We start from the raw sequence: 19,118 nt of genomic DNA, 5'->3' as shown, positions 1-19,118 counted from the left end.
CGACCGGACGGAGGTGGTGGTCCTGCTCGCGTGTGGGATCATAGGTGGAGCCCGAGCGCAGCGTCTCCGCGGTCGATCCTTGACTTTTCTCCCGGTTTCCTGTTTATCGCGGCGAATTCCTTCGCAAGTGATGACTTCCGAAGCCACCGACCGGGCCCCGCAAAGGTATAAAGAGAGCCCGGAGGTCAACACCCGACAGCGCGCTGCGCCCTCGGGTGGTTTTTGGCTTTGCGCCTTGTTTTCCGCGCGAAGGGACCCACGTTTCCGGACGAGCCGATCTATCGCAATCCGGAGACAAGAAGGAAGAGAATATGTTCGAGAGCCTCCAGGACCGTCTTGGTTCCATATTGAATGGACTGACCGGCCGCGGCGCCCTGTCGGAAGCCGATGTTTCCGCAGCGCTTCGGGAGGTTCGCCGTGCGCTGCTCGAAGCGGACGTGGCGCTCGATGTGGTGCGGTCCTTCACGGAGAAGGTTCGCGAAAAGGCGGTCGGCGCCGAAATCGTAAAGTCGATCAAGCCCGGCCAAATGGTCGTCAAGATCGTTCATGACGAGCTCATAGCGATGCTCGGCTCCGAGGGCGTCACGATCGATCTCAATGCGGCGGCTCCGGTCGTCATCATGATGGTCGGCCTGCAGGGCTCGGGCAAGACGACGACGACCGGCAAGATCGCCAAGCGGCTGACCGCGCGGGACAAGAAGAAGGTCCTGATGGCCTCGCTCGATACCCGCCGCCCGGCCGCGCAGGAACAGTTGCGCCAGCTCGGCGTGCAGACCGGCGTCGATACGCTGCCGATCATCGCCGGCCAGTCGCCGACCGATATCGCTGCGCGCGCCGTGCAGGCGGCCAAGCTCGGCGGCCACGACATCGTCATCCTCGACACCGCAGGCCGCACCCATATCGACGAGCCGCTGATGATCGAGATGGCGGAGATCAAGCGGAAATCCAACCCGCATGAGATCCTGCTGGTCGCCGATGCGCTGACCGGACAGGACGCCGTCAACCTCGCCCGCAACTTCGACGAACGCGTCGGCATCACTGGCCTGGTGCTCACGCGCATGGACGGCGACGGCCGGGGCGGTGCGGCGCTCTCCATGCGCGCCGTCACGGGCAAGCCGATCAAGCTCATCGGCGTCGGCGAGAAGATGGACGAACTCGAGGAGTTCCATCCGCGCCGTGTCGCCGACCGCATCCTCGGCATGGGCGACATCGTCTCGCTCGTCGAAAAGGCGGCGGAGAACATCGACGCCGAAAAGGCGGCCGCCATGGCCGCCAAGATGGCCAAGGGCAAGTTCGACCTCAACGACCTCGCCGATCAGCTGCAGCAGATGCAGAAGATGGGCGGCATGGGCGGCATCATGGGTCTGATGCCCGGCATGGCCGGCATGAAGGACAAGATGTCCGCCGCCGGCCTGGATGACTCGCTCTTCAAGCGCCAGCTCGCGATCATCTCCTCGATGACCAGGGCGGAGCGCGCCAATCCCGATATTCTCAAACATTCGCGCAAGAAGCGCATCGCCAGCGGCTCCGGCACCGATGCCTCCGACATCAACAAGCTTCTGAAAATGCACCGCCAGATGGCGGACATGATGAAGATGATGGGCGGCAAGGGCAAAGGCGGCATGATGAAGCAGATGATGGGCGGGCTCGCCGGCAAGATGGGCCTCGGCGGCCTGGGGGGCGGAATGCCCGATCTTTCGAAAATGGATCCGAAGCAGCTCGAGGCCCTGCAGAAGCAGGCCCAAGCCGCCGGTCTCGGCAAGCCCGGCGGCGGCCTGCCTGGCCTTGGCAGTGGTTTGCCCGGTCTGGGCGGCGGTTTTCCCGGCCTCCCCGGCCTACCGAAGAAGAAGTGAGGATCGCGACGAATGCTTGATCCCGAGATCAAAGAGGAATTGGCGAGCTACCGGCAGTCGATCGACAATATCGATGCCGCGCTCGTCCACATGCTGGCCGAACGCTTCCGCTGCACCAAGGCGGTTGGCGTGCTCAAGGCCAAGCACCAGCTGCCGCCGGCCGATCCGGCGCGCGAAGAATACCAGATCGAACGCCTCCGCCACCTGGCGAAAGACGCCAATCTGGATCCGGATTTCGCCGAGAAGTTCCTGAACTTCATCATCAAGGAAGTCATCCGGCATCATGAAGCCATCGCCGCCGATTGCTCGCAGAACGCGGGCAGCGCCGGCACCACCCATTCCGCTTGAGTCAAGCGGTCAAGAAAGCCTGCAAGGAGTAAATTGAAATGGCACTGAAAATTCGTCTCGCCCGCGGCGGTTCCAAGAAGCGTCCCTATTACCAGATCGTCGTTGCCGACGCGCGCAGCCCGCGTGACGGCCGCTTCCTCGAAAAGCTCGGCTCCTGGAACCCGATGCTTGCCAAGGACGACGAAAAGCGCATCGAACTGAACGCCGAGCGCGTTCAGCACTGGATCGCCCAGGGCGCCCAGCCGACCGACCGCGTCATGCGCTTCCTCGACCAGGCCGGCCTTGCCAAGCGTCCGGCCCGCAACAACCCGACCAAGGCGCTGCCCGGCAAGAAGGCACAGGAACGTGCCGCTGAAGCCAAGCAGAAGGCGGAAGAAGCAGCCGCTGCGGCTGCGGAAGCTGCCGCGGAATAATTTCCGGCGGAATGGCATTGAGAACGGGCGGCATTTCCATGCCGCCCGTTTTGCTTTATGTGCACCGGAAAATCGCATGTTCTCATCCCGATGTGGTTCGGGAGACATGCAGCAAGTTCACCCTGGATGCCCGACGATGACACAGCTGAAGAACCCTGTCCTGATGGCGACGATCGGCGCGGCGCAAGGGCTGCGCGGCGAGGTGCGGGTAAAGTCCTTCACCGACGATCCGGCTGCACTCGGCGACTATGGCAAGCTCCACAGCGAGGACGGGCGCGTCTTCGAGGTGCTTGAAATCCGCGAGGCCAAGAACGTCGTCGTCGTGCGGTTTCGGGGCGTCAACGATCGGACTGCTGCCGAAGCGCTCAACGGTCTCGAACTCTTCATCGAGCGCGACAATCTCCCCGACGACGATCTCGACGAGGACGAATTCTTCTACGCAGACCTCGAGGGCCTGGAAGCGGTCGATCGCACCGGAAAGAGCTATGGTTCGGTGACCGGCGTCTTCGATTTCGGCGCTGGCGATCTCCTCGAACTGAAAGGCCCGGGCCTCAGGCCGGTGCTTATTCCCTTCACGGAATGGTCGGTACTCGAAATCGATCTCGAAGCGGGCAAGCTCGTCATCGACCCGACCGCCGCCGGCCTCGTCGACGACGAGAAGAGCGGGCCTGGCAAGCCCTTTCCGACCAAGCGCAAGTGAGCTCAAGGCAATGCCCTTTCGCGCGACCGTCCTGACGCTCTATCCGGAGATGTTTCCGGGGCACCTCGGCGTTTCGCTCGCCGGAAAGGCGCTGGAGCGCGGAGACTGGTCGATGGAGGCCGTGCAGATTCGCGACTTTGCCGGTGACAAGCACCGCACCGTCGACGATACGCCGGCGGGCGGCGGTGCCGGAATGGTATTGAAGCCCGACGTTCTTGCCCGCGCCATCGATCATGTCGCTGCAGACGACGGGCGGCCGCGGCTTCTGATGAGCCCGCGCGGGCGGCCGCTGACACAGGAACGGGTGCGGGCGCTGGCCGCCTGTCCCGGCGCTGTCATCGTTTGCGGACGTTTCGAGGGCGTCGACCAGCGGGTCATCGACACGCGTGAACTCGAGGAAGTCTCGATCGGCGACTACATTCTTTCCGGCGGCGAGCCGGCAGCACTCGTTCTGCTCGACGCCGTGGTGCGTATCCTGCCGGGCGTGATGGGCAATCAGCTGTCAGGCGTCCACGAGAGCTTCGAGGGAGGGCTCCTCGAACACCCCCACTACACGCGTCCCCAGATCTTCGAAGGTCACGAAATCCCGGCCGTCCTCACCTCCGGCAACCACGCGGCCATTGCGCAATGGCGGGAAGCGGCGGCGCGCCGGCTGACGGCGGAACGCCGGCCGGATCTTCTGGAGCGCGATCCGGCTCAGCCCGTGAAGAAATAATAGGCCGCGAGCAACAGGCCCACCGCCACCACCACGGCTCGGATAACCGCCTGCGGAACGCGTCGTGCCGCCCAGACGCCCATGTAGCCGCCAAGCGCCGCGCCCGGCACCATGATTGCCGCATGCAGCCAGGAGACGACGCCGCCCGCAGCGAAAACCACGATGGCGATTGCGGCGATGACGATGGAGATGAAGTTCTTGAGTGCATTCAGCCGGTGATAGCCGCCGCCGGTGGCAAGTCCGAGCACGGCGAGCATCATGATGCCCATGCCGGCGCCGAAAAAGCCGCCATAGACGGAGGTCGCCAGCTGGCTCGCAACGCCCAGCGGTCCGATGCGATGCTCGTCACTGCGCGCCTTCGGCTTCAGGAGGGGGCCGGCGGCGAAGATCGCCGTTGCCGCGATCAGCAACCAGGGCACCATCGCACGGAAGGCCGGATTGGAGAGCGACAGAAGCAGGAGGGCGCCGGCGAGCCCGCCGATCGCCGAAATGATGCCGAGGACGATGGCGTTCTTCCGGTCGGCGCGAATCTCTTTGGCATAGGCAAGCGTCGACGTGATATAGCCGGGGAACTGGATGATGGACGAGGTCGCGTTGGCGACGATCGGCGGGAGCCCGCCAAGCGTCATCGCTCCGAAAGTCAGGAAGGTGCCGCCACCGGCAATGGCATTGACGACGCCGGACAGGAAGCCGGCGACGAAGAGCAAAAAGGCCTGGAGCAACGTCATGGCTTTCTCCCGAAACGTGTGAATCGGGATAGCCGGTGGCGCGGTCGACCGCAAGTCCGTGGGGAGGGGCATTCTTGAAGCGCGCGCGACAAAATCCGCTTTCGGGGATGACAAGGCCGGTCATATGGTGTATGTGCCGGCCCGGTTCGGGTTCCTTGCCCGTCGACCGTCAACAAAGAATGGCGAATACGCTCCTGCCGCAAATGCGGCAAGGCCTGAAGGAAAGTCCGACAGGCCGATAGAGAGCGCTCTGGCTGTTTCAGAAAAACGCAAAGGTTAGACCGATGAACATCATCCAGCAGCTGGAAGCCGAACAGGCCGCCAAGATCGCCGCAAAGCGCACCCTTCCCGAATTCTCCCCGGGCGACACCGTCCGCGTCAATGTACGCGTTGTCGAAGGCAACCGCACCCGCGTACAGGCTTACGAAGGCGTCTGCATCGCCCGCTCCGGCGGCGGCATCAACGAGAGCTTCACCGTTCGCAAGATTTCCTACGGTGAAGGCGTCGAGCGCGTATTCCCCGTCTACTCCCCGCTCGTCGAGAGCGTCGATGTGGTTCGCCGCGGTAAGGTCCGCCGCGCCAAGCTTTACTATCTGCGCGACCGCCGCGGCAAGTCGGCTCGTATCGTCGAGAACACCGGCACCCGCGCCCGCAAGCTGAACGACGCCGAACGTCAGGCCGTTGTCGAGGAGAAGGCACGCATCGAGGCTGAAAAGGTCGCAGCCGCCCAGGCTCTGGCCGCCGAGAAGGCAGCAGCCGAAGCCGCTGAGGCAAAGGCGGCGGAAGAAGCAAAGGCTGCGGAAGCTGCAGCAGAATAAGTTTTCAACTCTTCAGAGTTGTGCGGAAAGGCGGCCCTCGGGCCGCCTTTCTTTTTGGTTATCGGCCGCTTGTGTTCCCCATAGATTTTATGACATTTTCTGTCGCCACAATCTGGGAGTTCCTCAATGACAATTCTTCGCCGCGTGCTTGCGGGCATTGCCGCAGTTCTTGCCGTTCCATTCGCAGTCCCGGCGCCCGTTTTCGCCAGCGACCTGCCCGACCTCGGTGGCAAGACGGTCGTCGTGGTGACGGAGAACGCCTATCCGCCGCTGCAGTTCGTCGATCCGAAATCCGGCCAGGCCATCGGTTGGGAATATGACGCGATGAACGAAATCGCCAAGCGCTTGAATTTCAAGGTCGAGTATCAGAACACGAGCTGGGACGCGATGATCCAGGCGGTTTCCGACAGTCAATACCAGATCGGCATGACCGGAATCACCATCAAGGACGACCGCAAGGAGAAGGTCGATTTTTCGGATCCCTATATGCGCTCGCAGCAGTTCATGCTGGTGCGCGGCGACGAGACCCGGTTCGACGACGCCAAGAGCTTCGCCGCGCTCGAAAGCGGTCTGGTCGGCGCCCAGCCCGGCACTTCGCCTTTCTACACGGCCGTCTACGAGGTTCTCGACGGCAACGAGCAGAACCCGCGCATCAAGCTGTTCGAAACCTTCGGTGCGACGGTGCAGGCGCTGAAGGCCGGCGACGTCGATCTGGTCTTGACCGACAGTGTCGCGGCCAAGGGTTATGTCGACTCCTCCGAGGGCCAGCTCAAGGTGGTCGGCGAGCCGCTCGGCACCGAGGATTTCGGCTTCATCTTCCCGAAGGGATCGGAACTCGTGGCGCCGGTCAATGCCGCCATAAAGGCGCTCAAGGAGGACGGCACCTTCGACGCGCTCAACAAGAAGTGGTTCCTCGACTACAAGATGGGCGGCTGACCGCGGAACGGGATAAACACATGGGCGGCTTTCCGCCCATGTCCCGCTTCCCCTTATTGGAATTGCAATGACGCCGATCCAATCATCCGACACTTCCGGGAAGGGCGATTATCCTTGGTGGCTTATCGCCCTTCTCGTGATCGCTGCGGCACTGGCCGTCGTCATCGCCGCCAATGATATCTTCACGCAGGTGTTCACCGTCGTCCTGAAGGGTTTGGGCGTCACCGTTTTCGTCACTCTCGTCGGATTCGTGCTCGCAACGGTGCTCGGCCTCGGCGTGGCCCTAATGGCGCTTTCCGAGCACGTGGTCCTGCGTCAGATCGCGCGCTTCTATACGGAAGTCATCCGCGGCGTACCGATCCTCGTGCTGCTGTTCTATATCGCCTTCGTCGGCGCGCCTGCCCTGGTGACGATCGCGAATTTCCTGTCGGCGCCGCTGATTTCGGCGGGCTGGATCGAGCCGTTCGTCGTTCGCGACGTGTCGCTGATGTGGCGGGCAATCATGGCGCTGATGATCGGCTATTCGGCCTTCATCGCCGAAGTCTTCCGCGCCGGCATCCAGTCGGTCGACAAGGGCCAGGTGGAGGCGGCAAAGGCGCTCGGGCTCTCCCGCTACCAGCGCTTTCGCCTCGTCGTCTTTCCGCAGGCGATCCGCGTCATCCTGCCGCCGCTCGGCAACGACTTCGTGGCGATGGTCAAGGATTCCTCCCTCGTCTCGGTGCTCGGCGTCGCCGACATCACCCAGATGGGCAAGGTCTATGCCTCGGGCTCCTTCCGCTTCTTCGAGACCTATTCCATCGTCGCCTATGTCTATCTCGTGCTGACGATAGGACTGTCGCTGGCCCTTCGGGCGGTCGAGCGGCGGTTGAGGCGGTCGCAAGTCCGGTAGGCAGAAGGGGTACTGCACCCCCAACGCTGCCGTCACAGTTCCGCCCGCTCAGCCCTCGATTTCCTCGCGCAGCATTTCCAGTTCGAGCCATTCCTCTTCCATGCGCGTGAGGTCCGTCCTGAGCTTCTCGAGCTCGGCGGCGAGCCTGGCAAAGCCGTTCGGGTCGCGCGAGAATAGGGCCGGATCCGCCATCTTCTCTTCTCGCTTCGCGATCTCCGCCTCCGATCTGGCAATCTCCTTCGGCAGGTTCTCGAGTGCGAATTTCTGCTTGAAGGAGAGCTTGCCTTTCGCCTTCTGAGGTTCGCTCGGCAAGGGGGAGGCGCCGCTCGATCTGGCCTTTTCGGCTTTTTCGCTCCGGCGCCTTTCCTCGACTGCGCCGCGGCGCTGCGCCATCATGTCGGAGTAGCCGCCGGCATATTCGATCCAGCGACCATCGGGCGCCTCCGGGTTGGCCGGCGCGATGGTCGAGGTCACCGTCCGGTCGAGGAAATCGCGGTCGTGGCTGACCAGGATCACCGTTCCGGAAAATCCGGCAACGATCTCCTGCAGCAGATCCAGCGTCTCGATATCGAGATCGTTGGTCGGTTCGTCGAGGATCAGGAGGTTGGTCGGGCGTGCCAGGATGCGGGCGAGCATGAGACGCGCGCGTTCGCCGCCGGACAGATCGCGGATGGGCGTTCGCGCCTGCTCCGGCTGGAAGAGGAATTCCTTCATGTAGCCGGTGACATGGCGCTGCTCGCCATTGACGAGGAGGGTCTCGCCGCGCCCGTCGGTCAGATAATGCGCCAGCGTCTCGTCGAGGTTCAGTTCCTCGCGTTTCTGGTCGAGCGTGGCGATCTCCAAATTGGTGCCCAGCTTGACGCTGCCCGTGTCCGGCGCGAGCTGACCGGTCAGGAGCTTCAGCAGCGTCGTCTTGCCGGCGCCGTTCGGCCCGACGAGGCCGATGCGGTCGCCGCGGTGGACACGGATCGAGAACGGCGCGACGATCGTGCGATCGCCATAGGCCTTGGTGATCTTTTCCGCCTCGATGACGAGCTTGCCCGATTCCCTGGCGTCGGCAACGGTGGCCTGGACCGTACCCTGCGGCCCCTTGTGCCCGCGATGGCGGGCCCGCATGTCCTGCAGCTCCCCGAGCCGACGCATGTTGCGCTTGCGCCTTGCGGTCACGCCGTAGCGCAGCCAGTGCTCTTCGCGTTCGATCGCCTTACCGAGCTTGTGCTGCTCGAGCTCTTCCGCCTCCAGCACCTCGTCGCGCCAGGCCTCGAAATGCGCGAAGCCGCGATCGAGGCGGCGCGATTGGCCGCGGTCCAGCCAGACGGTCGCCGTCGACACCTTTTCGAGGAAGCGACGGTCGTGCGAGATCAGCACCAGCGCCGAACGGCTGCGGACGAGCTCGTCTTCCAGCCACTCGATCGTCGGCAGATCGAGATGGTTCGTCGGCTCGTCGAGAAGCAGAATGTCGGGTTCCGGGGCAAGCACACGGGCAAGGGCGGCACGACGCGCCTCGCCGCCGGAAAGGCGCGTCGGCTCTTCCTCCCCGGTCAGCCCCAGATGCTGCAGCAGGTAGGCGACCCGGTAGGGATCGTCGCCTGGCCCAAGTCCGGCTTCGGCATAGGCCTGAACCGTATCGAAGCCGTCGAAATCGGGCGCCTGGTGCAGGTAGCGGATCGTCACCGATGGATGCCTGAAGATCTCGCCCGACTGGGGTTCTGCAAGCCCGGCGGCGATTTTCATCAGCGTCGATTTGCCGGAACCATTGCGGCCGACGAGGCAGATGCGATCGCCGGGCTCGACCTGCAGGCCCGCACCCGCAAGCAGCGGCGTGCCGCCGAAGGTCAGTAGAATGTCGTCAAGCTTCAGAATGGGAGGCGCCAAGGCATCAGGCTCCGGAAAGATCATAGGGGCGGGCGAGAACGACGGCCCGGCCGGATTTCAGGGTCAAGCGGACCGTGCCATCCGCGATGTTCGAAATGGTGCGCGACGAGCCGAAGGGCAAATGAAAATCCTTCAGCGGATAGCGCACGTTCTCGATCGAAAGACCGTCAAGGTCCGCAAAGCCGAGGATCGAGAAGAGGCTGCCTTTCGGCACCTCGATCTCCTGCGAGCCGGGCAGCAGCGGATAGGCCTCCTCCTCGCCGGAGGTCATCATCACCGCAACGCCGCTCTGGGCAAGCGCGACGGTACCGAGGAGATGCAGGAAAGCATGGTCGCTGCGCGCGCCGCCGAGTCCGCCCGCGAAGACGAGCGAGGTCGCGCCACGCTCGAGGGCTGCCTCGACGGCGATCTCCCCGTCGGTCGCGTTCTTGGCAGCTGGATGGCGTTCGCGCGGGACGCCGGCAAACTCCGCTAGAAGCGCCTCATCGGTGGAATCGAAATCGCCGACCCAGAGATCGGGAACGATCCCCAGCGTCCTTGCATGACGCATGCCGCCGTCGGCGGCGACGAAGCGGCTGCCTTCGAGCTGTCGAGCAAGCCGGTCTGTCGGCGTCAGCGCGCCGCCGAGCAGGATGGTGAAGGGTGATCGGGTCATGGCAGAAGCCCATAGCGCAAAGCAGCGGCGAAGGAAAAGGGCTCCGGCTGCTGTTTTGCGAACGCATGCTGCGCGGATCAGGTTCCGGACGCCGGATCCCCGGGAAAGAGCATGCCGTTGTAGATGCCGGGCGTCGACCCGGCGATCTCCACCGCACCCACCGCGCGGGCATAGAATTCGGCAGGGCCGACGCCGCCGATGATCGCATAGGCATAGCCGGCGGCGCGCATGGATAGCAGGCTTTCGACGAGCAGGGCCTCGCCGATGCCCTTGCCGCGCATGGTCGCGTCGACTCCGGTCGGACCGAAGAAGCCGAGCGCGGTTGCGTCATGGCAGGCGAAGCCCACGATCCGATCCCGATGGTGAGCGATATGGATGCGCGTCGGCGTCGAGGAGAAGGCGGTTTCGGCCTCGCCGGCCCACCCGGCCCCGAAGCGCTCCTCGATCCAGGGAATGACGGCACGCCGCTCGGCCGCAAGCGCCCGGCGGATGCGGATGTCGGGGTCGAGACGCGATGGGCGGCCCTCGGGCAAGGCATAGAGGCGGACGAGCATGTCTGGCATGAAATTGTCTCCGCTTTCGGCGAACAAACGACGCCGGTAATTGTTTGACTTTTAATAGCGCGGCTGACGCGGACGGCAAACGCCCCTGCTGAAACTCAGCTTGCCTAAGCCGTCGCCGGAAGCTAAATCTCTTGCTGCTCTAACGGGGTGCCCTGGTCGGCTTTTGCGACCGTGGCTGAGAGGCTTCGAGCCAACCCGCGGAACCTGATCCGGCTCATACCGGCGGAGGGATTAGAAGCGATCGGACCGATACGCGCTTTTCCCATTGCAGCAACAACAAAGGGAGAGGTGCCAGAATGTCTAGTTCACTCCATCGAAAAATCCTTGGCCGGCTTGCGATCGCCGCAGCTTCGATCGCGGCATTTTCCGTGAGCGCGGCGGCCGCGGAAAAAACCCTGACGGTCTATACCTATGAGAGCTTCATCACCGAATGGGGGCCGGGCGCCAAGGTGGCGGAAGCGTTCGAGAAGACCTGCGACTGCAAGGTCGACTATGTAGGGGTTGCCGACGGGGTCGAACTCCTGACGCGGCTGAAGCTCGAAGGTCAGGCATCCAAGGCCGACATCGTACTCGGTCTCGACACCAATCTGGTGGCGGAGGCGAAGGCGACCGGCTTCTTCGCGCAACACGGCGCCGATACCGCTTCCGTCAAGGTCCCGGGCGGCTTCTCCGACGACACCTTCATACCGTATGACTACGGCCATTTCGCCGTCGTCTACGACACCGAGACGCTGAAGGATCCACCGAAGAGCCTCAAGGAACTGGTCGAGGGCGATCCGTCGCAGAAGATCGTCATCGAGGACCCCCGGACCTCAACCCCCGGCCTCGGCCTCCTGCTGTGGGTGAAGTCGGTCTATGGCGACCAGGCCGGCCAGGCCTGGGCGAAGCTCAAGGACCGCGTGCTGACGGTCACGCCGGGCTGGTCGGAAGCCTATGGTCTCTTCACGAAGGGCGAGGCCCCGATGGTTCTCTCCTACACCACCTCGCCCGCCTATCACATGGTGGCGGAGAACACCGAGCGCTACCAGGCGGCCCCCTTCGCCGAAGGCCACTATATCCAGATCGAAGTCGCCGCATTGACGAAGAACGCGAAGGACCCGGAACTCGCCCGGAACTTCCTGACCTTCATGATCGGTCCGGAATTCCAGTCGATCATCCCGACGACCAACTGGATGATGCCGGTGACCGCGACCAAGGAGCCGCTGCCTGAAGCCTTCAGCAAGCTCGTCGACCCGCAAAAGACGCTCCTCATTCCCTCCGAGGAGGTCGCCGCCAATCGCAAGGCCTGGGTCGACGAATGGCTGGCCGCCATGAGCCGGAACTGAGGCCGGATTGTCCGGCACGAAGGAAAGCAAGATGACAATCGCCGCCGGGGCCTTCGCCCTCGGCGGCATCCTGCTTTTCGTCGGCCTCGCCGGCGCGGCACTGCTTGCCCAGTCGGCCGGCAGCGCCGACGCCGGTCCGCTTTTCGATGCCTATATCTGGCGCATCACACGCTTCACGCTGCTGCAGGCCAGCCTCTCGACTCTTCTTGCCATCCTTTTCGCCATACCCGTGGCCCGGGCACTTGCCCGCCAGGCTTCGTTCCCCGGCCGTATCTGGGTGCTGCGGCTTCTGGCGCTGCCACTCGGCCTGCCGGCGATCGTCGCCGCACTCGGGCTGATCGAAATCTGGGGCCGGCAGGGGCTCTTGAACAGGGTGCTTTCGGCAGCGGGGTTGGAGCAGCCGGTCAGCATCTATGGCCTCTCCGGCATTCTCATTGCCCATGTCTTCTTCAACATGCCGCTCGCCGCACGCTTGATGCTTGCCGGTATCGAGCGAATTCCGGCCGAATACTGGCGCAGCTGCGCCAATCTCGGCATGGGTTCCTTCGCCACCTTTCGCTTCATCGAGTGGCCGGTGATCCGTGGATTGCTTCCCGGCATCGCCGGGCTCATCTTCATGCTCTGCGCCACCAGCTTCACGCTCGTGCTGACGCTTGGCGGGGGGCCGGCCGCGAGCACGCTCGAAGTGGCGATTTACCAGGCGCTGCGCTTCGACTTCGACCCGCCGCGGGCGATCGCCCTTTCGGCACTTCAGGTCGCCCTAACCGGAACGCTGCTTCTCGTCTTGAAATTGATCGCGCCGGCGCCGCTGGAGGGAGAGACTAGCGGCAGGGCCATCCGGCGTTTCGACGGCGCGAGCGGTCTGTCGCGGCTTGCCGACCGTATCTGGCTGGTACTCGCCGTCGTCCTCGTCGGCCTGCCCTTTGCGGCTATCGCCTATAGCGGATCGAAGGCCGACCTCGTCCGTCTCGTGAGCGAGCCGGCATTCCATCGGGCGCTCGCCATGAGCGCGACGATCGCCCTTGTCTCCGCCACGATTTCGGTCGTCATCGCGGCGCTGATGATCCGTACCGAACGCCTCGCGCTGGCGCGGCGGCGCCCGGGGCCGGCGGCTCGCCTCTTTGCCGGAGGGATCGGCGCAAGCACCTCCTTCATACTGCTCGTGCCTCCCGTCGTGCTCGGCGCCGGATGGTTCCTGCTCCTGAGGCCGTTCGGCGACGTCGCCCGTTTCGCACCGGCCGTCGTCGTCGCCATCAATGCGCTGATGGCGCTTCCCTTCGTTCACCGGGTGCTGGCGCCGGCCATGGCGACGCATGCCGCGCGCACCGCGCGCCTTGCCGCGAGCCTCGGCATCGGGGGCTTCCACCGCCTGCTGTGGATCGACTGGCCGGGCCTGCGCAAACCTCTCTTCGTCGCCTTTTCCTTTGCCATGGCCCTCTCGCTCGGCGATCTGGGAGCCGTCGCTCTTTTCGGCTCCGAGGACATGGTAACCCTCCCTTATCTGCTCTATAGCCGGATGGGCAGCTATCGCACCGCGGATGCGGCCGGACTGGCGCTGGTTCTCGGCCTTCTCTGCCTTGTCCTGACGGTGCTCGGCACGGCGGGAGAGGAGAGGCGGCCGGAGGGTAAATACACATGAGTTCCACCGCTCTCGCCGTAAAGGACGTCGAGATAAGCTTCGAAACAACGACGCTCGCCTTCGACTGCACGGTTCCCGCGGAGCGGATCGTCGCCGTGGCCGGCGCCTCCGGCTCGGGCAAGTCGACGCTCTTCAACATCATCGCCGGCTTCGAGCAACCGGAGCGCGGGGAAGTCCGGATCTTCGGCGAGGAAATGACCGGTCGCCCGCCGGCGGAACGGCCGGTATCGATCATATTTCAGGAACATAACCTCTTCGCACATCTCGACGCCGCCACCAATGTCGGCTTCGGCATCAGCCCGGCGCTGCGACTGGATGCGGCCGACCGCATGAAAGTGGAGGACGCGCTGGCCCGTGTCGGGCTCGCCGGATTTGGCAAGCGGCTGCCGCCGACGCTTTCAGGCGGCGAACGCCAGAGGGTCGCGCTCGCGCGCGCCTTCGTGCGGCACCGCCCGATCCTCCTGCTCGACGAGCCTTTCGCCGCGCTCGATCCCGGCATGCGCGCCGAGATGCGGACACTCATCAGCGATCTGCACGAGGAGGAAGGCAACACGATACTGATGATCACGCATCATCCCGATGACGTGAGGGCGCTCGCCGACAGCGTTCTTTTCCTCGACCGGGGCCGGATTGTCGCCCATGATGAAGTCGATCGGTTTCTCGGGCGCCGCGACATCACGGCCATCAACCGGTTCCTCGGCAAGGAGGGATGACGAACTGTTCGCGGCGGCCGATCCGACGTCGGACGCACTAAATTCGCCGGACGCCACAATTTGACCGCCGCGCCGTGCGAGGCGCGGGAGACACCAGCGGGTATCTCGCAAAATTCGCGCATCCGTTGCTGCGATACCACGGGGCAACTATTTCTACTGGGGTCGGCTAGGCAGGCGGCGCTGAAATCGGATACAGCAGAATTCTGGCTGAAACACCCGCGCCGGTGCGCCGCATCCGGCTGAAAAAGTAGGACTTTTCGCCGATTGCGATGAATGGCTTCGAGCCGCGGGTCGCGCCGGCGGATGGGGACGGGCTGAGGCATGATAAGGCAGGCAGTCATGAATGGCTGGTTTCCGCGGCGGCATGGAGCCGTGCGCGCACGAGCGCTGGTCGCATTGGGTGCCACGACGCTGATGGCTGGCTGCCAATCCGTCATCGAGCAGACCTACGAGCCCACCGTTTCGCCATCTTCGAATCCGCAGATCGTCGAGGAAGTGCAGAAGAACGACCCGCGGGCCCAGCTCGGTGCGCGCGAGCATCCGCGCATCGTGGCGAGCTACGGCGGAGAATACCGCGACGCCAAGACCGAGCGGCTGGTCGCCCGGATCACCGGCGCCCTGACGGCGGTTTCGGAAAACCCGCAGCAATCCTACCGCATCACCATTCTCAACTCGCCGGCAATCAACGCTTTCGCGCTTCCGGGCGGCTATCTCTACGTGACGCGCGGTCTGCTGGCGCTCGCCAACGACGCCGCGGAAGTGGCCGCCGTGCTCTCGCACGAGATGGCGCATGTGACGGCCAATCACGGCATCCAGCGCCAGCAGCGCGAGGAGGCGGAGGTGATCGCCAGCCGCGTCGTGTCCGAGGTGCTCTCCTCCGATCTTGCCGGCAAGCAGGCGCTTGCCCGCGGCAAGCTGCGCCTTGCCGCCTTCTCGCGCAATCAGGAACTGCAGGCCGACGTGATCGGCGTCCGCATGCTGGGCGAGGCGGGATACGACCCCTATTCGGCGGCGCGCTTCCTCGATTCCATGGCCGCCTATAGCCGCTTCAGCGCGGTCGATCCGGAGGCGGACCAGAGCCTGGACTTCCTGTCGAGCCACCCCAACGCGCCGCAACGCGTCGATCTCGCGCGCCGGCATGCCCGCGCCTTCGGCCCCGAGGGGACGAGCGGCGATCGCGGGCGCGACTATTATCTCGCCGGCATCGACGGTATCCTCTATGGCGACAGTCCGCAGGAGGGCTATGTCCGCGGACAGACCTTCCTGCACGGCCAGCTCGGCATACGCTTCGACGTGCCCACCGGCTTCCAGATCGACAACAAGGCCGAGGCGGTGCTTGCCACCGGCCCGGGCGAGGTCGCCATTCGTTTCGACGGCATCGCCGATACGAGCCGGCGCAGCCTCACCGACTACATCGCCAGCGGCTGGGTCACGGGCCTGAAACCCGATACGATCCGCCCGATCACCGTCAACGGCCTCGAGGCCGCAACGGCGCGCGCATCGGCCGACCGCTGGGATTTCGACGTCACGGTGATCAGGTTCGGCGAGCGCATCTACCGCTTCCTGACGGCCGTTCCGAAAGGCTCGAGCGCACTCGAGCCGACGGCAAACCAGTTGCGAACCTCCTTCCGCCGCATGACGTCCGGCGAGGTCCAGTCGTTGAAGCCGCTGCGCATTCGGGTGGTCACGGTCAGGTCCGGCGATACGATCGCGACCCTTGCGGCCCGCATGATGGGTACGGACCGCAAGCTCGACCTTTTCCGGCTGATCAATGCGATGCAGATCACATCGACGGTCAGACCCGGCGACAAGGTGAAGATCATTTCGGAGTGAGGCGGCGTAACGGCGCCGCAGCCGCGACCTTCTCCCCGCTCGCGGGGAGAAGAGGACTCATGCCGCCGTTTCGCCTCTCAGTCGCTCAATTGAGCATTGGCGAGGCCGAGGCTCGTCGCTCGGGCCCGCCCGCGGGGGGAAGGCTCCGGCAGGCGGATGAGGGCAAATGGCTTGCGAAGCATCGCGCTTCAATGCATCGCCGCCGTCAGGGCGGGTGCCTTGGCGGTGAGCGCCGCACGAAGCTTTTCGAGCGCGCGCGTTTCGATCTGCCGCACCCGTTCCTTCGATATTCCAAGCGCGACGCCGAGTTCCTCCAGCGTGGCGCCATCCTCCGTCAGGCGGCGGGCGCGAATGATCTTCATTTCACGTTCGCTGAGTTCTCCGAGCGCGATCTGCAGCCATCGGCGGGCGCGCTCGCCGTCGATCAGATCGCTCACCTGCTCGTCGGGCAGAGGTGCCTCGCTCGCCAGGAAATCCAGCCGGGCGCCGGCATCCGGGTCGCCGCCGCCGATCGGCGCCTGCAGCGACGCGTCGTTTCCGGAAAGGCGCGCATCCATCGTCTGCACGTCGGCAAGGCTGACACCGAGCGCCGCGGCTATCTCCTCGTGCATCGCCTGAGAGGTCAATTGTCTGTCCCCCTGGGCGAGCCTCGCGCGCAACCGGCGCAGATTGAAAAACAGCGCCTTCTGCGCCGAACTGGTGCCGCCGCGTACGATCGACCAGTTGCGCAGCACGTAATCCTGCATCGATGCGCGGATCCACCAGGTCGCATAGGTCGAGAAACGCACCTCCCGGCTCGGCTCGAAACGCGCTGCGGCTTCCAGGAGCCCTATATGCCCCTCCTGCACGAGATCTCCCATGGGCAGCCCGAAACTGCGGAACTTCGCCGCCATCGAAATCACCAGACGCATGTGCGACATTGCGATCTTGTTGCGCGCCTCCTGGTCGTTATCGTTCCGCCAGGCCTGTGCGAGCGCATGTTCCTCGTCCCGCTCGAGATAGGGCGCTTCCATGGCAATCTTGATCATACGCCTGTCTGCTGTGAGGGTCTTCATCGATTGCTCCGTAGCTGGCGGCGAGCGCCATTTCACGATTGAACTCCAAACGCCGAGCGCTCTCTTGCTGCGTTCGGCAACGGGACGGATGGCGCTGGTTGACGAAATGACAGGGCGCCCTAGATGGAAGAATACGAACCTGAGGCGTGAGGAAATCACGGGGCCAAGATCGCTCGGCAGCACAGGCGAAGACCTCCCTGCCGGGAGTGTTAAACGTGCGCGGGCGCGAAAAGTTCCGCGGGCGACAGCGATTTTTGATTGTGGATACCGCCGCTATACGCCCCAACGATTGTAACGCGGCTTCGCCGCCCCCAGTCTCTCGCCTTCTTGCGCCATCGGGCGCTCAGCTTCCGGGAATATACGGCAACAAAAAAGCCCGGCCTTTTTGATGGCCGGGCTGATCTGGTTGATCGACGCAAGGAGCGCTTAAGCGGCTTCGTCCTGTGCGTCGTCTTCTTCGATAGCCTTGCCGCGCTTCGGGCCCTTGTTGAGATTGGCCTCGACGAGGCGAACGGCCTCCGTTTCCGACATCCTGTTCACGGCCGCGATTTCGCGCGCCATCCGGTCAAGCGCGGCTTCATAGAGCTGGCGCTCGGAATAGGACTGTTCCGGCTGGTTCTCGGCGCGATAGAGGTCGCGTACGACTTCCGCGATGGAAATAAGATCGCCGGAATTGATCTTGGCATCGTATTCCTGAGCGCGGCGCGACCACATGGTCCGCTTCACGCGCGCCTTGCCCTGCACGACCTTCAACGCGCGGTCGACGAAATCGGTTTCGGACAGCTTGCGCATGCCGATGCCCACGGCCTTCGCCACCGGCACCTTGAGACGCATCTTGTCCTTCTCGAAGTCGATGACAAAGAGTTCGAGCTTCATGCCCGCGACTTCCTGCTCCTCAATCGCGACGATCTGGCCAACGCCATGGGCCGGGTAAACGATCGATTCACCGGTCTTGAAGCCTTGGCGCGTTGAAGATTTCTTCTGCTGGGTGGTCATTCGTTTCAAACACTCCCTAGTGCGCACCCGGCCTTCACAGGGGCCGGGGCCGGGTCAGTCAGGCCCGGGATAGACGGGGGTACCGCCGGGTGGGTCCACCTGGTCCTCCAACGAAACGCAAACAAGCTCTTAGGGCGCAGTCACAAGCAACGGGCCGTTGCATATCTCAAAAGTGCCGCGCGGTGGAGATCGTTTGCTTTCGTGCTGGTTTTCGGGCGCGCAAAAGCACCCTCTGTGGATCAGTGCGTGAAAACTATCACAAAAAAGAGCGGAAATCAATAATTTGCTGCACGGCAACGATCAAGTCGCCGCGCTCGCAAGCGCGAAGTGCCGGCAGGATTTCCCCAGCTTTCCGGCCTCGCCATCTGTCGTCCGTCAGCAGCGACGAACCGAGCGACCGAAACCCGTCTCAGTCGCCCTGTCCCGGTTCGGAAGAAAAATACTTCTCGTATTTTTCTTCTACGCCATCCATCTCCTTGGCCTCCGGCAGCGGGTCGCGCTTAACGGTGATGTTCGGCCACTGCGTGGAAAATTCCGCGTTCAGTTTCAACCACATATCGAGACCCGGCTCGGTATCCGGCTTGATTGCACCCGCGGGACATTCCGGCTCGCATACGCCGCAGTCGATGCATTCATCCGGATGGATGACGAGGAAGTTCTCCCCCTCATAGAAACAATCCACCGGGCAGACTTCAACGCAGTCCGTGTACTTGCAGCGAATGCAGTTATCGGTCACGACATACGTCATGAGGTACTCCAGCCAATGCTCACATTTGATGGCAGACGGCAATCAACGGTGATACTCGATCGCCCGCGCATGCTAGGCATGTCCGGCGCGCATAGCTGCCGATGCAGACCCGAATGCCATCCTCTGCATGGCTTCGTGGATCGGAATCGATCCGGTGAAACCACACATCGGTTCAAGCTGCTACACCACCCTTCGCCCTTCGAACTGGACGTTCGGCACTGTAGCGTTGCTTGTCACGTAAAGGCTTTGACGGGCCTTTGCAAGAATTATCCATGCGCGATTTGCCCCTCTGGGGGCACAGTTTTCCAGCCTCGGG

The 19,118-nt window shown here is 63.8% G+C and carries 19 protein-coding genes and 1 riboswitch; of the genes, 12 read left to right on the top strand and 7 right to left on the bottom strand.

The window, feature by feature from the left end:
* Positions 1–311: 311 nt before the first annotated feature.
* The 5 genes from ffh (at position 312) to trmD (ending at position 4,029) form a co-directional block, all read left to right on the top strand.
* Positions 312–1,853 (top strand): signal recognition particle protein, encoded by a 1,542-nt coding sequence (gene ffh, locus AC5J09_RS26840; RefSeq protein WP_494298975.1) that lies wholly within the window; start codon positions 312–314, stop codon positions 1,851–1,853.
* Between the two features lie 12 nt (positions 1,854–1,865).
* Positions 1,866–2,201 (top strand): chorismate mutase, encoded by a 336-nt coding sequence (locus AC5J09_RS26835; protein ID WP_003529740.1) that lies wholly within the window; start codon positions 1,866–1,868, stop codon positions 2,199–2,201.
* 38 nt (positions 2,202–2,239) lie between these two features.
* A complete protein-coding gene (gene rpsP / locus AC5J09_RS26830; RefSeq protein WP_018097407.1) occupies positions 2,240–2,614 on the top strand; it encodes a 30S ribosomal protein S16 in 375 nt (124 codons plus the stop codon).
* Positions 2,615–2,750: 136 nt separating this feature from the next.
* Complete coding sequence (gene rimM / locus AC5J09_RS26825) at positions 2,751–3,314, top strand: ribosome maturation factor RimM (RefSeq protein ID WP_324762516.1); 564 nt, start codon at positions 2,751–2,753, stop codon at positions 3,312–3,314.
* Between the two features lie 10 nt (positions 3,315–3,324).
* Positions 3,325–4,029, top strand: coding sequence for a tRNA (guanosine(37)-N1)-methyltransferase TrmD (gene trmD / locus AC5J09_RS26820; protein WP_494298974.1), 705 nt, complete (start codon positions 3,325–3,327; stop codon positions 4,027–4,029).
* On the opposite strand, the gene AC5J09_RS26815 is transcribed toward trmD, so the two are convergent.
* Positions 4,011–4,757, bottom strand: coding sequence for a sulfite exporter TauE/SafE family protein (locus AC5J09_RS26815; RefSeq protein WP_100672693.1), 747 nt, complete (start codon positions 4,755–4,757; stop codon positions 4,011–4,013). The two genes, trmD and AC5J09_RS26815, sit on opposite strands and share 19 nt — an antisense overlap.
* A gap of 284 nt (positions 4,758–5,041) precedes the next feature.
* On the opposite strand from AC5J09_RS26815, the gene rplS reads away from it, so the two are divergent.
* From rplS to AC5J09_RS26800, 3 genes are all read left to right on the top strand, one after another.
* Complete coding sequence (gene rplS, locus AC5J09_RS26810; protein WP_003529750.1) at positions 5,042–5,575, top strand: 50S ribosomal protein L19; 534 nt, start codon at positions 5,042–5,044, stop codon at positions 5,573–5,575.
* Between the two features lie 126 nt (positions 5,576–5,701).
* The gene (locus tag AC5J09_RS26805) at positions 5,702–6,511 is read left to right on the top strand and encodes a basic amino acid ABC transporter substrate-binding protein (RefSeq protein ID WP_379938432.1); all 810 of its coding nucleotides are present in this window, start codon (positions 5,702–5,704) and stop codon (positions 6,509–6,511) included.
* 67 nt (positions 6,512–6,578) lie between these two features.
* On the top strand, positions 6,579–7,400 hold the full coding sequence (locus tag AC5J09_RS26800; RefSeq protein WP_324762519.1) for an amino acid ABC transporter permease: 822 nt from the start codon (positions 6,579–6,581) through the stop codon (positions 7,398–7,400).
* Between the two features lie 48 nt (positions 7,401–7,448).
* Here AC5J09_RS26800 and AC5J09_RS26795 read toward each other — a convergent pair whose 3' ends face one another.
* From AC5J09_RS26795 to AC5J09_RS26785, 3 genes are all read right to left on the bottom strand, one after another.
* Positions 7,449–9,275, bottom strand: coding sequence for an ABC-F family ATP-binding cassette domain-containing protein (locus AC5J09_RS26795; protein ID WP_494298973.1), 1,827 nt, complete (start codon positions 9,273–9,275; stop codon positions 7,449–7,451).
* Positions 9,276–9,279: 4 nt separating this feature from the next.
* Entirely contained in the window at positions 9,280–9,930 is a 651-nt protein-coding gene (locus AC5J09_RS26790; protein WP_494298972.1) for a thiamine diphosphokinase, read from the bottom strand.
* 77 nt (positions 9,931–10,007) lie between these two features.
* A complete protein-coding gene (locus AC5J09_RS26785) occupies positions 10,008–10,493 on the bottom strand; it encodes a GNAT family N-acetyltransferase (protein WP_494298971.1) in 486 nt (161 codons plus the stop codon).
* A 133-nt stretch (positions 10,494–10,626) separates the two neighbouring features.
* A riboswitch (TPP riboswitch) is annotated at positions 10,627–10,741 on the top strand.
* A gap of 48 nt (positions 10,742–10,789) precedes the next feature.
* Here AC5J09_RS26785 and thiB point away from each other — a divergent pair.
* The 4 genes from thiB (at position 10,790) to AC5J09_RS26765 (ending at position 16,003) form a co-directional block, all read left to right on the top strand.
* Entirely contained in the window at positions 10,790–11,818 is a 1,029-nt protein-coding gene (gene thiB, locus AC5J09_RS26780; RefSeq protein WP_275597133.1) for a thiamine ABC transporter substrate binding subunit, read from the top strand.
* Positions 11,819–11,825: 7 nt separating this feature from the next.
* Positions 11,826–13,457: a thiamine/thiamine pyrophosphate ABC transporter permease ThiP gene (gene thiP, locus AC5J09_RS26775; protein ID WP_494298970.1), complete on the top strand. Its 1,632-nt coding sequence runs from the start codon at positions 11,826–11,828 to the stop codon at positions 13,455–13,457.
* Positions 13,454–14,170: a thiamine ABC transporter ATP-binding protein gene (gene thiQ, locus AC5J09_RS26770; protein ID WP_324762525.1), complete on the top strand. Its 717-nt coding sequence runs from the start codon at positions 13,454–13,456 to the stop codon at positions 14,168–14,170. The genes thiP and thiQ overlap by 4 nt, the downstream gene beginning before the upstream one ends.
* 321 nt (positions 14,171–14,491) lie before the next feature.
* On the top strand, positions 14,492–16,003 hold the full coding sequence (locus AC5J09_RS26765) for a M48 family metalloprotease (protein ID WP_100672686.1): 1,512 nt from the start codon (positions 14,492–14,494) through the stop codon (positions 16,001–16,003).
* 188 nt (positions 16,004–16,191) lie between these two features.
* Here AC5J09_RS26765 and AC5J09_RS26760 read toward each other — a convergent pair whose 3' ends face one another.
* The 3 genes from AC5J09_RS26760 to fdxA form a co-directional block, all read right to left on the bottom strand.
* Positions 16,192–17,058, bottom strand: coding sequence for an RNA polymerase factor sigma-32 (locus AC5J09_RS26760; protein ID WP_018097417.1), 867 nt, complete (start codon positions 17,056–17,058; stop codon positions 16,192–16,194).
* A gap of 426 nt (positions 17,059–17,484) precedes the next feature.
* Positions 17,485–18,054, bottom strand: coding sequence for a CarD family transcriptional regulator (locus AC5J09_RS26755; RefSeq protein WP_003535785.1), 570 nt, complete (start codon positions 18,052–18,054; stop codon positions 17,485–17,487).
* A 409-nt stretch (positions 18,055–18,463) separates the two neighbouring features.
* Positions 18,464–18,802 (bottom strand): ferredoxin FdxA, encoded by a 339-nt coding sequence (gene fdxA / locus AC5J09_RS26750; protein WP_003535779.1) that lies wholly within the window; start codon positions 18,800–18,802, stop codon positions 18,464–18,466.
* Positions 18,803–19,118 lie beyond the last annotated feature (316 nt).

This window comes from Sinorhizobium sp. (assembly GCF_059070375.1).
Note: the sequence above shows the minus strand (reverse complement) of the source record. Positions and strands in the feature narration are given on the sequence as shown.

Bases quoted from the DNA above. Each gene is read 5' to 3' on its own strand.
- ffh (WP_494298975.1), top strand. From the start codon at position 312: ATGTTCGAGAGCCTCCAGGACCGTCTTGGTTCCATATTGAATGGACTG.
- AC5J09_RS26835 (WP_003529740.1), top strand. From the start codon at position 1,866: ATGCTTGATCCCGAGATCAAAGAGGAATTGGCGAGCTACCGGCAGTCG.
- rpsP (WP_018097407.1), top strand. From the start codon at position 2,240: ATGGCACTGAAAATTCGTCTCGCCCGCGGCGGTTCCAAGAAGCGTCCC.
- rimM (WP_324762516.1), top strand. From the start codon at position 2,751: ATGACACAGCTGAAGAACCCTGTCCTGATGGCGACGATCGGCGCGGCG.
- trmD (WP_494298974.1), top strand. From the start codon at position 3,325: ATGCCCTTTCGCGCGACCGTCCTGACGCTCTATCCGGAGATGTTTCCG.
- AC5J09_RS26815 (WP_100672693.1), bottom strand. From the start codon at position 4,757: ATGACGTTGCTCCAGGCCTTTTTGCTCTTCGTCGCCGGCTTCCTGTCC.
- rplS (WP_003529750.1), top strand. From the start codon at position 5,042: ATGAACATCATCCAGCAGCTGGAAGCCGAACAGGCCGCCAAGATCGCC.
- AC5J09_RS26805 (WP_379938432.1), top strand. From the start codon at position 5,702: ATGACAATTCTTCGCCGCGTGCTTGCGGGCATTGCCGCAGTTCTTGCC.
- AC5J09_RS26800 (WP_324762519.1), top strand. From the start codon at position 6,579: ATGACGCCGATCCAATCATCCGACACTTCCGGGAAGGGCGATTATCCT.
- AC5J09_RS26790 (WP_494298972.1), bottom strand. From the start codon at position 9,930: ATGACCCGATCACCCTTCACCATCCTGCTCGGCGGCGCGCTGACGCCG.
- AC5J09_RS26785 (WP_494298971.1), bottom strand. From the start codon at position 10,493: ATGCCAGACATGCTCGTCCGCCTCTATGCCTTGCCCGAGGGCCGCCCA.
- thiB (WP_275597133.1), top strand. From the start codon at position 10,790: ATGTCTAGTTCACTCCATCGAAAAATCCTTGGCCGGCTTGCGATCGCC.
- thiQ (WP_324762525.1), top strand. From the start codon at position 13,454: ATGAGTTCCACCGCTCTCGCCGTAAAGGACGTCGAGATAAGCTTCGAA.
- AC5J09_RS26765 (WP_100672686.1), top strand. From the start codon at position 14,492: ATGATAAGGCAGGCAGTCATGAATGGCTGGTTTCCGCGGCGGCATGGA.
- AC5J09_RS26760 (WP_018097417.1), bottom strand. From the start codon at position 17,058: ATGAAGACCCTCACAGCAGACAGGCGTATGATCAAGATTGCCATGGAA.
- AC5J09_RS26755 (WP_003535785.1), bottom strand. From the start codon at position 18,054: ATGACCACCCAGCAGAAGAAATCTTCAACGCGCCAAGGCTTCAAGACC.
- fdxA (WP_003535779.1), bottom strand. From the start codon at position 18,802: ATGACGTATGTCGTGACCGATAACTGCATTCGCTGCAAGTACACGGAC.